Origin of the sequence: Enterococcus sp. AZ048 (assembly GCF_051715125.1) — a bacterium.
Taxonomy (GTDB): domain Bacteria; phylum Bacillota; class Bacilli; order Lactobacillales; family Enterococcaceae; genus Enterococcus_A; species Enterococcus_A gilvus.
Genome location: NZ_JBIOTD010000002.1, coordinates 380,658 through 394,959 on the forward strand (window position 1 = coordinate 380,658; position 14,302 = coordinate 394,959).

Genomic DNA, 14,302 nt, shown 5'->3' on the forward strand with positions numbered 1-14,302 from the left:
AGACGACGCTCCTATGCTTTTTTTCTTTGTTGATTTACGACCACAAATCATTCATCGCATCGCGTTTTTTCTTGCCCGCGATATGGGTGTAGACAGTCGTCGCCGAGGTGCCTGATTGTCCGAGCTGTTCTGCGACTTGGACCAGTGAATTTGTTTTGCTGTATAGCTGTGTGGCGACTGAGTGCCGCAGTTTATGGGGCGAAATCTTGATTTTGAAGGCTTCTGAATATTTTCCCACCATGGCTTCCACCGCACCGCTGGCGATGCGTTTGGCTTTGCCGCGGTAACGTGTTAAAAAGAGCGCCGTTTCATTTTCATCTGGATGATAGAGCTGCTCCCGTTGAGCTAGATATTCTGTCAAATAGTCGATGGCGATGGAAGAAATGACGACCATGTCCCATTTTCCGCCTTTTCGATAGACCCGTGCTTCTCCTGTGTGAAGGTCGAGATCCTGTACATTCATGTTCACTAGCTCCGATAAACGCATCCCAGTCCCAAGAAAGAGTCCAATGATGGCGAGATCACGGAGCTGATTTTTTTTGAAGGCGGTGATGGCTTGCCGTGTTTCTAAAGTCTCTATGTACCGCTGGTCAACGAAATCCAGAAAATCGAGGGCTTCTTCATCTAGAAAAAGTTTTTTCTCAATGGCCGCGCCACGCTCAGCCATGGTTTTGTTATCCTTGACATTTGCGACTTTTCCCATCATATTGTGTTCAAGATAAGGTTTTCCTGTATGACGATCAATGGCTTCATTCAAATAGTTGAACAGCGAGCGCAACGCAGTGACTCCCCGTTGGACCGTCGCATTTTGGCGCAAAGGCAGGGATTGCTCGCTTTCTTCCAAGCGTTTTTTGGTGGATTCTTTCAGAATTTTGGGCGCTTTGACAAGGTGGGCTTTGTAAAACTCCAAATCTTCCGGCCACAAAGCAGAAAATTCCGCTAAAGTGACTTCCGAAAGCGTTTCGGCAGATGAAAAGCCTTCTTGAATCAGCCAATTCAAAAACCGTCGGTATTCTTTGGCGTACTCGTACAAGGTGATGGAGGAGTATTGATCGCCGCTTTTTTTGCGAAAATAATTTTGAACGAACCAAGGGAAAAATTGAATTTCCTCTTCCATTCGTCGATTGGCTTCTTGTTGATTCATCCGTGCCAGCTCCTTTATAACTAAAAGTATAAGATAGAGTTTTTCTGGTGTCAAACGACAGTTATTTTATGTCAGATAGTTATTTTATAAGTGATGCTCTATTAAACGAATTAGTTATTTTATAAAATCAAAAAAAGAAATAGTTGTTCATTTTTCGAAAGTATCCATCTGCCCAGGCGCGTATACTAAAAGAAATAAGAGGGGGGCGTTACTCATGATTACGTCAGATAAAAAACGAGAAGAATACTACCAAGCTTTAAAAACCAGAGACCAAAAATACGACGGCATCTTTTTTGCCGGAATAAAAACAACCGGGATTTTTTGCCACCCGACATGCACTGCACGAAAGCCTAACTATGAAAACTGCGAGTTTTATTCGTCGGCAGAGGAAGCATTGTTGTCAGGCTATCGGCCTTGTAAAATTTGTCAGCCGCTCTCATTTCCTCAAGCGATCCCTGAGGAGGTGCAATTGTTGGTAAATGAAGTCGAACGGCATCCAGAGAAGCGTTGGAAGGAAGCAGATTTTTCAGCGATCGGATTGAATTCAGCGACCGCTCGTCGTAAATTCAAAACTATTTACAACATGACCTTCGTGCAATACGCGCGGGCACGACGGATGGGACTGGCCTTCAAAGAAATCAGTCACGGCAGCAGAGTGATCGATCAACAGTTTGAAGCCGGGTACGAATCAGCCAGTGGGTTCAATGACGCGTTTACTAAAATTATGGGGAATCCCGTAAAAAAGACCACCGCACGTCCGTTGAATGCTTCCTTTATTTCCACACCGATCGGTCGGATGCTTTGTTTGACCGATGACGCGTATCTCTATTTATTGGAGTTTGAAGACCGACGTGGTTTGGAAAAGGAAATAGAGGGATTGCGGGAAAAATACAATTTTCGCATCATCTACGGACAGACTGTGGTCAGTCAAGAAGTGACGCGTCAATTAACCGAGTATTTTGCTGGGGATCGCACAGAATTCTCGTTGCCTTTGTTTTACGACGGCTCGCCATTCCAACAAGAGGTATGGCGGATGCTGGAGACGATCCCCTGTGGTGAGACACTAAGCTATCAAGAAATCGCGATACGTTTAGGGGATAAGAACAAGGTGCGGGCGGTAGGACGGGCAAATGGATTAAACAAGATCGCTATCGTTATCCCTTGCCATCGTGTGATCGGCAGTAATGGAAACTTGACGGGCTATGCCGGAGGATTGGAACGGAAGCAATATTTGCTGGATCTGGAGAAAAAGGAAAGACAGGTTGGGCGGGATGACCGTTCATTGAGCTAAAAAACGAGCGGATTTGGATTCGCTCGTTTTTTACGTGAAGCGCATGAGGGCAATCACAGCGGCTAAGAAAAGGAAAAGGTCCACCGCCATTAAATAGTAAATTTTCTTTTTAAGCTGAAGAAAGCGCGCCGATTCAGTGTCCGTCATGTTACTGACAGTCTTTCGTCGATTGAAAAGATACAGCAGCAGCCCTTCGCCGTGCTGTCCTCCGGCCGCAACGAGAGACCAAAACTTGGGATTTTTGATCCCTCGGCTTTTGGCATCCAATAGGACCAATGAAAAAACATAGTAAAACAACGAGAAAGCGGCAATTACGAACAGCACGCTTAAAATGATAAGTATCCCGATAGCATTCATAAAGAACTCCTCCTAAATTTTTTTGACGATCAGATAGAAAAGACTGAGGGTGTTGATACCGATCAATGCGAAAATAGATAGAACAAAGCCGTCACTCATAGAGGGGGTAAAAAGTAGGACCACCATCAATAAGCCATTGATACAAAGCATCGCAATAAAAATTTTTAAAAAGTGATTCACGACCGTACTTTCTTGTAAATGCTTCACCATTTCTTGATCTCCTTTCAGCAGCTCATCCAAGGACAAGTTATAAACATCAGACAAGCGAATGATTCGTTCAATATCTGGATAGCTCCGTCCGTTCTCCCAATTGGACATGGTTTGCCGGGTGATCCCTAAAACGGAAGCAACATAATCCTGCGTCAGGTCCAATTCCTTTCGACGTACTTTTAAGCGTTGACCAATCTCCATCGTAAGCCCTCTATTCGTTTTCTTTTTTCTAGCATAAAACAAATGCTGTCGAATCACTAGAAAAAGCGGGTAAAAATGCTTTTACATTGACCAATAAGGCGTTGTTTCGCTGAAAAAACATAGTTTGAGGTAAATGTCCAATCCATTTATTTTATATTATCTAAAGTTATTATCCAGAGGAGCCACTGCTATCTCACGGGATACTTGTTATACTTAGAACAAATGTATGACGTTTTAAGGAGGGATTGCAGTGAGTTTCTTTAGCTATAATGGAAAGAAAATCTTTTATGAAACACAAGGAGATGGAAAGCCGCTTGTTTTTTTGCATGGAAATACTTCGTCCTCAAAGTTGTTCAAACCTATGCTGCCTCTTTATAAGGATTTTCAAGTGATCTTGATTGATTTTTTAGGTTACGGGCGTTCGGACCGTTTGAAAAAATTTCCTGTAGAGCTCTGGAAAGAGGAAGCGCGTCAAACCATTGCATTGCTGGAACATTTGGCTATCAAAGAAGCCAACCTTGTTGGGACGAGTGGAGGTGCCTGGGTAGCAATCAATGCAGCATTTCTCAGACCAGATCTGATCGCGACAGTCACAGCGGATAGTTTTGACGGCCGCACCTTCCATGATGGTTTTGATGAAGCATTGCTGGCTGAACGCTCCTCTACAATGGCTGATCCAGAAGCCTCCGAATTTTATCATTGGTGTATTGGAGACGATTGGAAAGAAGTCGTCGAAAGGGACACCGATTGTTTGTGGCGAATGATTATTTCCAGAAGAGAGCTGTTCTTCGACTCGCTGCAAATATTGCAGGCCCCGCTGCTTCTAACAGCAACCAAAAAGGATGGAACGATTCGTCCAAATATTGAAAGAGAATACCAAGCAATCGTTGGTGAAGTGGTGAAGGGGGAATTTAAGATTTTTGAAAATCCTGGGCACCCGGCGATCGGAACGAGTGCAGAGGAAGTAGCTGAAACCATTCACCAATTTATTACTCAGTATAGTTAACGAAAAGTCCCTTGAGCTGGCCACCGTTCTCGCCAGTTCAAGGGGCTTTTTTATTTGTTTTGCTTAAACGGATCGTTAAAAGCGGTTGACGAATCTTAGAATCCCAGTTATTGTTTAGTAAACAATCGAGGTGAACATACATGGTAGGAATTCGTGATGTAGCGAGACGAGCCGGAGTGAGTCCGGGAGCTGTTTCGAGAGTATTGAATAATGATCCAACATTGTCGGTTACCGATTCGACAAAGGAACGCATTTATCAAGCAATCAAAGAATTGAATTACGATATAGACAAGCGTAAATACATCAAGCGTCGGCTGCCTTCGATCGGTGTGATCACGACCACCAGTCGGCAAAAGGAATTGGATGATCCTTATTTCAATGGTCTGCGGATCGGCTTAGAGCAAGAAGCTCGTCGTCTCCATTTAGGATTGAATCGTGTCTATAATCTGGAAGACAATCCTAAGACGTGGCAGGACTTTGACAAGCTGGGGGCGATCATTATTGTCGGGACGGTCTCAGAAAGCGCAGTGAAACGGTTAAGTAAACAAAATAAAAATATCGTCGTGCTGGATAACCCGGATATCAATCTTGAAGTGGACATGGTTTATGCGGACTTCGAACGAATGACAAAACGTGTGTTGCAGCTTTTCTATGAAAAGGGCCATCGACGGATCGGGTACATTGGCGGTGTGACGATTGAGATCAATGAAGCTGGCGAAAAAATTTATACTGAAAATGAGAAACGCTTCCGAGCCTATCAAGAATTTATGTCGGCTAATGGATTGAAAAAGCAAGCAAAACTCGGCTTGTGGGAACCGCTTGAGGGAAAACGATTGATGGATGAGTGGTTGGCTTCCGAGGAAGAACTTCCGACCGCGCTTTTAGTCGGCAGCGATCCACTGTCGGTCGGTGTTTACCGTTCCTTACAGTCCGCGAACATTACAGTGGGCGAGGAGATCGATGTCGCCAGCTTTGATGATATTGAAATTGCTGAATTTCTTACACCCAGCTTGACGACCGTGCACATCAGCGCCCAAGAAATCGCGAAAGCCGCGGTACGTTTGGCAAAAGAACGAATTGAAGATGAACGGCAGGAACCGGTCATAATGACCTTTCCTTCAAAATTAGTGGTACGTGAAAGTTTTGTGCCCAAAAAATAAGCATCAAGAGGACTTTAAAAAAAGTTCTCTTTTTTTTTTGAAATAATTCTTGACAAAATTGTTTAGTAAACATTATAAGGTAAACAACAAGTTAAGAGGAGGAAACACAAATGAATCAAAAGGCAGTCATGTTTGACCAAGAAAATCAGGTATTTCATCTACGGAACAATGAAATCTCTTACATTATTCAACTTGAAGAGGACGGAATTCTGAATCACCTCTATTTTGGCAAGGCAATTACCCGTTATAATGGGTATAAAAGATATTTGCGAAGAGACCGCGGATTTTCTGGAAATGTTCCGGGCAACGCTGAAAGGGCTTACTCGAAAGACACGTTGCCACAGGAATATTCTAGTCATGGTTCAATGGATTATCGTGTACCGGCGTCATTGATTCGACGAGAAAATGGATCGAATCTGCACGATTTTCGTTATTTTGATTTTCGTATTGAAGCAGGAAAACCCGAGCTTAGCGGTCTGCCTCAGTCTTATGTGGAGAGTGACGACGAAGCAACGACCTTGATCGTCGTTCTTAAGGACCGGGATCAAGAAATCTATCTAGAGCTAGTCTACACGATCTATCATGACCGCCCAGTCGTGACTCGATCAGCACGCGTTTTAAATAAAACGGCGGAAACGATCGTAGTAGAAAAAATGGCGTCAATGCAGATGGATCTCACGAATAGCGGGATCTACGATGAAGTGATCTCGTTGCCAGGGGCGCATTTACGAGAACGTCAAATCCAACGGGAAAGCATTCATACTGGGATTCAGCGTTTTGAAAGCCGACGGGGAGCTTCAAGTCATCAAATGAACAGCTTTATCGCACTCGTCAACCATGACACCAATGAGTTCAGCGGCCCAGCGATCGGGATGCATCTCGTTTACTCCGGCAATCATGCCTTTGAGCTGGAAAAGGATCAAATCGATCAGGTCCGTGTGCTGACGGGGATCAATGAGTACAATTTTTCATGGTCGCTGTCTTCCGATGACGTTTTTCAGACGCCCGAGGTTCTTCTGACCTATTCTGATCAAGGATTGAACGGTATGAGCGGCAGTCTGCATCATCTGCTGCGGGAACGAGTTGCTCGAGGGGAACATCAACTGAAAGAGCGCCCGATCTTGGTAAACAATTGGGAAGCGACGTATTTTGATTTTGACAGCAAAAAAATCGAAGAAATCGTGGATGAAGCCGCCGATTTAGGTATTGAAATGTTTGTCTTAGACGACGGGTGGTTTGGTCATCGGGATTCAGACAATTCTTCTTTGGGGGATTGGTTCGAGTATGAAGGGAAATTGAAGGACGGATTAAAGGGAATCTCGGACTATGTTCATGATAAAGGGCTGCAATTCGGGGTTTGGTTTGAGCCGGAAATGATCTCAATAGATTCGAGGCTTTATGAAGCCCATTCAGATTACTTGATGCAGGAGCCGAATCGTACGCCTTCCTCTTCTCGGGATCAGCATTTATTGGATATGGGGCGTAAAGACGTACGGCAAGCGATTGAAAAACAACTCTGCGCTATTTTGGACGAAGTGCCGATCGATTATATCAAATGGGACATGAATCGTAGTTTGTCCGATGTTTATTCGATCCAGCTCTCTCCAGAGAATCAAGGGGAAGCGGCGCATCGCCATATTCTCGGAGTGTATGAATTGATGGAAAACTTGATCGCCCGTTATCCGAATGTTCTATGGGAAGGGTGTTCCGGCGGCGGCGGACGTTTTGATGCAGGGTTCCTTTATTACATGCCGCAATCTTGGCCAACGGACAACACCGATGCAGTTGAACGACTGAAAATCCAATACGGGACTAGTTTAGCTTACCCGATTTCTTCCATGACGGCCCATGTCTCCGCGGTTCCGAATCATCAAACGGGGCGGATCACCTCACTGAAGACCAGAGGAGATGTTGCCATGAGCGGCGTCTTCGGCTACGAATTGGATTTGACGGAGCTGTCTGTTGAAGAAAAGACGATCGTAAAGGCGCAGGTTGCCCAGTATCAAGCCATTCGACCACTGATTCAATTTGGCGAATTTTATCGTCTGAATAGTCCTTTCGAAGGAAATGTCACCGCTTGGATGTTTGTTTCGGAGAATAAAGGCGAGGCGTTTGTCATGATGGCACGGACATTGGCTTCTGCGCAACCTGTATTTCACGAAATCTTTTTTACAGGCTTGGAGGAAACGAGCTGCTATCAAGACCAAGAAACAAATCAACGGTATTTTGGCGATGAACTGATGACACTCGGTATTCAAGTCCCTGATTTTTATGGCGATTTCCAAACGGCAACCCTGCATTTGAAGAAAGTAGGAGAAGAAAATGATCAATAAAAACAGTCTCATGACCCGCCTGTCTATTTTATCCATCTCGCTTCTTTTGACGAGTGCGCTATCGATCAATGGTGCCCTGCCTCAGATGCGAGCCGCACTGGGAATGACGACGACTCAAGTGGAACTGGTCGCAACGTTGCCCGCGCTAGCCGTTGTCCTTTTTGTTGTCCTTTCCAGCTTTATTGCTGAGAAAATCGGTACTAAGCGAACCGTTCAATTGGGCTTGCTTCTGGTTGGCTTCGGCGGCGGCTTGGCTCCGCTATTCTTAAACAGCTATGTCCCGATCTTGATCAGCCGTTTTATTTTAGGTGCCGGGTTCGGACTCTTTAACTCCTTGGCGGTCTCAATCATCAATTTACTATTTCAAGAAGAACCAGAGGAGCGCGCCTCTCTGTTGGGCTATCGCGGCGCTGCTGAAAATATTGGGAATGCTGGCTTGACGCTTCTGGCGGGGGCGTTGCTGACCTTCGGCTGGAGAGTTTCCTTCAGTGTCTATCTCATCGCTTTTCCGATTTTGGTGTTATTTACTCTTTTTGTTCCAGAAATCAAGGAAGCAAAAAAAGCGAAGACGGGCGCAAAGGGAGAACTCAAGGCTTCTGTTTATTTATTAGCGCTCTTCGCCTTGTTTTTAGTCATGACGTTTGTGGCGATCGGGGTACGTTTTCCAACGATGGTGACGGATATCAAAGGGGCAGATTACAATGCGTCGGCGTTCTTAGCGGTAATGCCGATCATTGGGATCGTGACGGGGTCGTTATTCGGCTTTGCGAATCGGCTGCTGGGGGAGAAATGCTTGTATCTCGGCTTGGCAATGCTGGCGTTAGCGACGTTCTTGATCGCGATCTCTGAAAATAATTTTTTCTTGCTGCTGATTGGTTATTTTATCAGCGGGATTCCAGGGAGTTTGATTTTTCCCTTCATTTATAATTCATTGAATCTCTATGCTTCACCAGCAAAAATGACGGCTGCCACTTCAATTATTTTAATTGGCTGCAATCTTGGGAACTTTATCGCACCTTTTGGCTTGAGCACGCTGCAATTGGTTTCCGGTACGACGAATCTTTTCGCACCTTTTAAATTATTGAGTATCCTACTCATCGTTATTTTAATAGGCATTTTCTTAAAGAAAAGAAGGCCTGTCCAGCCTAAAATCTTAAATGGGGGGAAAAATCTTGACTGATACGATGCTTCAGACGCTAATGGACTCAGGTGAAACCTATTTCGAGTCCTTCGAATTAAAAGAAGAGCAAGCCTTTTATCGTGACTTGCTTTTCCGATTTAACCAAACGCTGCCTAGTAAACAGGAAGAAAAAGCGGTGATTTTGAAGGCGCTGTTAGGAAGCTTTGGTCAAGGTTCGTACATTGAGCAACCCTTTCACGCGAATTGGGGGAAAAATACGCACTTTGGAAAACAGGTGTACGCGAATTTTGGGTTGTCTTTAGTGGATGACACGACGATCGAGATCCACGACAATGTCATGATTGGCCCAAATGTCACACTGTGTGCGGGGACACATCCCTTGTCGCCGTCACTGCGCGTTCAAAAAGCACAATACAATTTACCTATCGTGATCGAGAAAAATGTTTGGATCGGTGCCGGCACCATCGTTTTACCTGGGGTAACGATCGGTGAAAATTCTGTAATAGGCGCCGGCAGTGTCGTGACCAAATCCATCCCCGAAAATGTATTGGCCCTTGGCACTCCCTGTAGAGTAATCAGGTCCCTCACAGAGGAGGAGGCAGTTCAAAGGTAATCGAAGCAAGCAACTCGATTTTTCTACTGGTTTTCGTTTAAAGAGATTTCTCTGAGGAGAGATCTCTTTATTTTTTTCTAAATATTGTTTAGGTAAGCGATAAGACTGTCGGAGGCTATTGTCAAATTTATCGAGATGGTATTCAATGATTTAGGTGGAAAGAGAGAGAGGATTTTATGGGATGAAGATTTTATTAGGTGAAGACGAAGACAAAATGCGGGAGCTGCTGACCAAGTTTTTTGAAAAGGAAGGCTACGACGTCGTGGAGGCGAAGGACGGCGAAGAGGCTTTAGAGAAATTCTATGAAGAAACCTTTGATTTAGCGGTTCTGGATTGGATGATGCCCAAAATGAATGGGTTGGAGGTGGCGCAGACAATGAAGCGAACGCGTGCGGTCAAAATTTTGCTGCTGACGGCTAAAAATCTGCCGGAGGACGAGGTACAGGCGTTATCTTCTGGTGTCGATGACTACCTTGCGAAGCCCTTTCACGCAAAGGTTTTATTGGTTCGTGTCGCCAAATTATTAGGGATCGTCAAGCAAGATATCACGCAACCCCTCGTGTTTATCGCAAATGAAAAACGAGTCAAGTGTTACGGAAAAGACCTTTCTCTTACGAAAAAGGAGTACGAGTTGTTATATTATCTTTACCAAAATCAAGGTGCCGCCCTTAGTCGTGAACAGATTCTGCTGTCTGTCTGGGGAATGGATCATGAGACGGATGAAAGGACCGTAGACAGCTTTATCCGTATCCTGCGAGACAAGCTGGGAAAAGAGTGGATTCAGACTGTCTATGGGATCGGGTATCGTTTTGAAGAAGCAAAAAAATAGTCTGACGCGGTCCTTCGTCCTTCGAGTGAGTGTGATTTTTTTCATGATCGTTGTTCTCTTGGCCGTCTTTTATCGATGGGGATTCCCTACCTATTATTACTGGAAAATGGAGCAGCCGGTAAAAGAAACGCAAAAGAGTATCCAGCAAGGAAAGAACCCCTCAGCCTCTTCTGATGTGGTGGTCATTGATCTAGCGGCTAAAGAATTCGCCCACGAGGAAGAGGCGACGAATGATTTGGCCTTTCGTTTAGACAAAGAGGGGATTTCTCTAAATCGTTTTTGGGTCGATCGGACAACGATCCAATCTGTACAGGCGGGCGTTTCTGTCCAGCGACTGTATGCACAAACCAAACAGAAAAGCGATTTCTACACGTTGTTCTTTCAAAAAAAGGATCGTGTTTATTTAATTGGAACAAGTATCCCCGCCTTTAGATCGGCGATTCGTACACTACTGCCGATCCTGATAGCAGCGACCGTGCTTTTTTTAGGGCTAGTATTTGGTTCGGTGGTTCTCTTGGTGCGGAATCAGATCATTTGGCCGATCCGACGATTGGAACAGACGACACGGAAAATTTCATTGCTTGATTTTGCGGAAGAGGAAGTCACGTCGGAAGAGAATGAATTAGGCAGCTTGAGTCACGCCATTGCCCGTATGAAACAATCTCTTCAGCAGCATGAGCTGGAAATGGCGGCACGTAACGAGCGATTGAAGAATTTTTCAGGCAATCTCGCACATGAATTGAAGACGCCGTTAGCTGTCATGCGCCTGCTAGTGGATGGAGAAGAGATGGAAATAGGAAATCCCACCTTCCTTCAGGATATGGATCAGCAACTATCGGACATGAGTGGGCTGGTAACGAATCTCTTGGCGTATAGTCGCCAAATGAACGAAGCACCGGTTTTCGAACCGCTGGCAATTGAAGATGTTATAAAAAGAGAAGCGCAACAACATCGCTTGCTTGATCCTCAGTTTTCGATAGAAGAACGGCTCGAGCCTTGCACGGTGTCTTCCAATGAGCCGCTCCTTCAAATCGTTTTGAACAACCTACTGACAAATGGAATCAAATACAGCCTTAACCGTCACCTGATTATACGGGGAAAACGAAGGGGCACTCATTATCAGCTGCTCGTTGAAAACAAAGCAATGCCAATGACTCCTGAGCAATTTTCTCACTTGCTCGAACCGTTTGTGGTGGGGGAAGCTTCTCGAAATCATCACCTGTCGGGAACTGGGCTCGGCTTGTCGATCGTCCAAGAAACGGTCCATGCATTAGGCGGCACCTTGCAGTTGGAGCAAGACAACGGATGGTTTCGTGTCCTTCTGCGTTTTCCCATCGAAATGAGCGAGACAAAGTAACTAAAGCATCAACGAAAACATCCTTTTTTCGAAAGGGGTGTTTTTTTGCACAAGTTTTGCATAATTGTTTTTTATCCTTCTACTCATAGGAGGGATGAGCATGACAAATAAAACAAAACGAACGCTTATCATCGGCTGTTTATCCATTGCGTTGATCGTAGTTGGAGGGCTCTTACTTTTATTGATTTTGCAAGATTACCAATCGGTCCGTCCGATGGTCAAAAAAGGGAAGGTGTGAAACAAATGATCAAGAAAATCGTCCTTGGTGTCGTACTGATTGTGCTCGCATTGCCTATTTATGCCTTCGCTATCGAGCCTAATATCGTGATCGTTCATCAGCTAGATTTAGGGGATCGCACCAAGCCTAAGGCGCTCAAGGTAGTACAGCTCTCAGATATTCAAGTATCCGAAAGTTATGAAACGAAGCGCTTAGACAAGGTGATCCGTAAAGTAAACCGCGAGAAACCAGATATCATCGTCTTTACTGGAGACTTATTTGATAATTACGCGAAGTATGCCCATGAAGAGGAAATCATTCAGAAATTAAAAGAAATGACCGCGACGGTTGGAAAATATGCCGTTTGGGGCAATCATGATTATGGCGGCGGTGCAGGACACATCTATGAACGTGTGATGAATCGTGGAGGGTTTGAAGTGTTAACGAATGCCGGCGAAACACTGCCGCTGCCCAATGGCAAAAAGCTGTTTATCGGCGGGTTGGATGATTCTTTGCTGGGGAATCCCTCCGTAGAGGCGACATTGTCCTATCGTGACCGCTACGATTACTCCGTATTGTTGACCCACGAGCCTGATGTAGCGGACAAATTTGTCGGAACGAATACCCAGCTTGTTTTAGCAGGCCACAGCCACGGGGGACAGGTTCGTTTGCCGTTTTACCAAGTCAAAAATGTTTTAGCGGAAAAATATGTTCGAGGATTATACGAGCTTAGCGATCACACCCAATTGTATGTCAATACAGGATTGGGAACGACTGCGATCCATGCACGATTTGGCGTGCCGCCGGAAATTTCCGTTTTTGATTTGCATTTTTAACTAGGCTAGGCATCATCTTGGTTGAAATCTCTTCTGTTACGTTAGAATAGAATCAAACGTAAAGGGGCGGACACAAATGAACAGTCAAGAACTTATCACCAAGTATCTTTTAGATAAAAAGAGCCGAATCAAATTAGCGATCCTGCAATTTCTTTCGGATAATCCCTTTTATATTACCCGTGATTATTTAACTGAAGAGTTTCAGCTATCCACGCTGAATTTTACCCTGTATATGAAAGAGCTGGAAGCAGATATTCTTTCGTTACAGTTAAGTGAGCAGCCTATTTTAAAAAAGGGAAATTTTGTAAAAATCAACGTGCCTTATGCAGATCTGGCTACGTATTATTACCGCTTGCTGCTGGCTTATTGTGAGCAGTCCACGAATTACCTGATATTGGTGTCTCTGCTGAAAAAAGATACCAATTCTATTTTAAGCATCAGTGAGAAAACCAATTTCAGTGTTTCCTACATCTATTCTCGGATGAAAAACATCAATGCGTTTCTTTTCCATTACGGGATCGCCATTACCTTTTCAAAGCCAGGTAAAAAAACGATCAAAGGAAACGAGCTTCAGCTGCATTATTGTCTGGTCGACATTTATTGGAACATTCATTCCAATGTAACGATCCACTCATCCGACGAGTCTTATCAGCACGCCGTTCATACGCTAAATCTGTATGTTAAAAAAGACGTACTGCAACATTTAGAAAATGGCATGATGGACAAGCTGTACCTGTTGATCCATCTGTGTTTGAAAAATTTCCCGATTACGAGTTTAGCGAAATTCTACGGGCAGCTGCAACAGATCCCGAACGTGGAATTGTTTACGCACCCGACCTTTGACCTGTTGAAGCCTAATCTTCCATTGAGCGATGAAGCAAGAATGGCGATCAATATCCTGTCACGCCTGCTAGTGTCAAAAACCGAAACAAGCGACGTCAACGTCGAGCAATACGCTGTGCTGCAGCAAGAAAAAACACTTTATTTTCGCTACGCAGAGGAAATGATCGCTACCTTTTCAAAAGCATTCGAATTGACCATTCCAGAAAATGAGCGCACTTTGTATACTTTAAATTTTATTCGGAACCAAGTTTATTACGACGTGCTGAGTAAAAACAATCCCAACACAACGATGGCAAGTTTCCTTATTTATACTGAAAAGAAACACCAAGAGGTAAAAGAGGCGATCGAAGGCTTTTATCAAGAATTCAAGTCTTTGAAGAAAACGGACTATCCCTTCATGGAGAAGCAAAGTGAACAGGGGCTGCTGGAGGACTTGATCCATATTTACGATCGCTATAAAAAGAAAGAGAAGCTCGTGATCGGTGTCAATTTTACGAGGGATTATTATATCAACGACGACCTTTGCTCCCAGATCGAGCAGCACTTTGGGACGAAGAATGTCTTGTTGAAGAAGAAAGCCATGAATCAGTGCGACATCGTTATCAGTGACTGCCCGCTAACCCATTTGCCGGAAACAACGAGAATTGTCTATTTAATTGATGGAAATATCACCTCGAAAAAGATGAAAGAGCTGTTCAAACAGTTATCCGATCACATTTTTGACCTGCGTCAGGAATAAGCCGTTTTCTACAATTTAGTTATTT

14 protein-coding genes are annotated in these 14,302 nt (G+C 44.4%); 11 read left to right on the forward strand and 3 right to left on the reverse strand.

The features are described from left to right. Positions 1-34: 34 nt before the first annotated feature. Entirely contained in the window at positions 35-1,144 is a 1,110-nt protein-coding gene (xerS, locus tag IGI66_RS15690) for a tyrosine recombinase XerS (RefSeq protein WP_010779259.1), read from the reverse strand. A gap of 214 nt (positions 1,145-1,358) precedes the next feature. Here xerS and IGI66_RS15695 point away from each other — a divergent pair, with 214 nt between their 5' ends. Continuing rightward, entirely contained in the window at positions 1,359-2,435 is a 1,077-nt protein-coding gene (locus IGI66_RS15695) for a bifunctional transcriptional activator/DNA repair enzyme AdaA (protein ID WP_438849526.1), read from the forward strand. A gap of 30 nt (positions 2,436-2,465) precedes the next feature. Here IGI66_RS15695 and IGI66_RS15700 read toward each other — a convergent pair whose 3' ends face one another. After that, the gene (locus tag IGI66_RS15700; RefSeq protein WP_431380924.1) at positions 2,466-2,792 is read right to left on the reverse strand and encodes a hypothetical protein; all 327 of its coding nucleotides are present in this window, start codon (positions 2,790-2,792) and stop codon (positions 2,466-2,468) included. Positions 2,793-2,804: 12 nt separating this feature from the next. Continuing rightward, positions 2,805-3,203, reverse strand: coding sequence for a helix-turn-helix domain-containing protein (locus IGI66_RS15705; protein ID WP_086304833.1), 399 nt, complete (start codon positions 3,201-3,203; stop codon positions 2,805-2,807). Between the two features lie 250 nt (positions 3,204-3,453). On the opposite strand from IGI66_RS15705, the gene IGI66_RS15710 reads away from it, so the two are divergent. From IGI66_RS15710 to IGI66_RS15755, 10 genes are all read left to right on the forward strand, one after another. After that, positions 3,454-4,209 (forward strand): alpha/beta fold hydrolase, encoded by a 756-nt coding sequence (locus IGI66_RS15710; protein ID WP_314574944.1) that lies wholly within the window; start codon positions 3,454-3,456, stop codon positions 4,207-4,209. A gap of 140 nt (positions 4,210-4,349) precedes the next feature. Beyond that, positions 4,350-5,369: a LacI family DNA-binding transcriptional regulator gene (locus IGI66_RS15715; RefSeq protein WP_431380922.1), complete on the forward strand. Its 1,020-nt coding sequence runs from the start codon at positions 4,350-4,352 to the stop codon at positions 5,367-5,369. 110 nt (positions 5,370-5,479) lie between these two features. Next, positions 5,480-7,702, forward strand: a complete 2,223-nt coding sequence (locus tag IGI66_RS15720) for an alpha-galactosidase (RefSeq protein ID WP_438849527.1) — start codon at positions 5,480-5,482, stop codon at positions 7,700-7,702. After that, positions 7,692-8,882 carry an MFS transporter gene (locus IGI66_RS15725; RefSeq protein WP_438849528.1) on the forward strand — a complete coding sequence of 397 codons (1,191 nt, stop codon included), beginning with the start codon at positions 7,692-7,694 and terminating at the stop codon, positions 8,880-8,882. The genes IGI66_RS15720 and IGI66_RS15725 overlap by 11 nt, the downstream gene beginning before the upstream one ends. Beyond that, entirely contained in the window at positions 8,875-9,456 is a 582-nt protein-coding gene (locus tag IGI66_RS15730; protein WP_438849529.1) for a sugar O-acetyltransferase, read from the forward strand. The genes IGI66_RS15725 and IGI66_RS15730 overlap by 8 nt, the downstream gene beginning before the upstream one ends. Before the next feature lie 181 nt (positions 9,457-9,637). After that, positions 9,638-10,285, forward strand: coding sequence for a response regulator transcription factor (locus IGI66_RS15735; protein ID WP_010779268.1), 648 nt, complete (start codon positions 9,638-9,640; stop codon positions 10,283-10,285). Beyond that, a complete protein-coding gene (locus tag IGI66_RS15740; protein ID WP_438849530.1) occupies positions 10,266-11,642 on the forward strand; it encodes a sensor histidine kinase in 1,377 nt (458 codons plus the stop codon). Before IGI66_RS15735 ends, IGI66_RS15740 begins: the two co-directional genes overlap by 20 nt. Positions 11,643-11,742: 100 nt before the next feature. Then, on the forward strand, positions 11,743-11,880 hold the full coding sequence (locus IGI66_RS15745) for a hypothetical protein (protein WP_010779270.1): 138 nt from the start codon (positions 11,743-11,745) through the stop codon (positions 11,878-11,880). A 5-nt stretch (positions 11,881-11,885) separates the two neighbouring features. After that, complete coding sequence (locus tag IGI66_RS15750) at positions 11,886-12,695, forward strand: metallophosphoesterase (RefSeq protein WP_288226165.1); 810 nt, start codon at positions 11,886-11,888, stop codon at positions 12,693-12,695. 76 nt (positions 12,696-12,771) lie between these two features. Then, complete coding sequence (locus IGI66_RS15755; RefSeq protein WP_438849531.1) at positions 12,772-14,277, forward strand: helix-turn-helix domain-containing protein; 1,506 nt, start codon at positions 12,772-12,774, stop codon at positions 14,275-14,277. The last annotated feature ends 25 nt before the right edge of the window (positions 14,278-14,302 follow it).